At 42.0% G+C, this 281-nt stretch carries 1 protein-coding gene; it reads right to left on the reverse strand.

Features of this window, described 5'->3' with window-relative positions:
* A partial coding sequence (locus LKK83_RS12825; RefSeq protein WP_324631540.1) for a group II intron maturase-specific domain-containing protein occupies positions 1–269 on the reverse strand: 269 nt, incomplete at its 3' end.
* Positions 270–281 lie beyond the last annotated feature (12 nt).

Genomic DNA, 281 nt, shown 5'->3' on the forward strand with positions numbered 1-281 from the left:
CTTGTACTCCAATATTTGAGATTGCCGTCGTATGGGCTGGCCTCGCCTTTGACTTTAACGTGTCTGACAATTGGAGTATCGGCGTGGTTTAGCAATTTGATTGGGTTTGATTCCGCTCGTGTTGCGAATACCCATTGCCGATTCCCTATTGTTTGCCAGTATTTCTTGGCTACCCACTTTTCAGTTTTATTGGAATGTCTTCGGTTTCCCCATCTGGCTAATTTCCAAAATAGTAAATTATCCATTTGAGAGAAGACTTCTTTAGACACTACTGTTGAGTA

Source organism: Phormidium sp. CCY1219 (assembly GCF_035615515.1).
Taxonomy (GTDB): Bacteria; Cyanobacteriota; Cyanobacteriia; order Cyanobacteriales; family Laspinemataceae; genus CCY1219.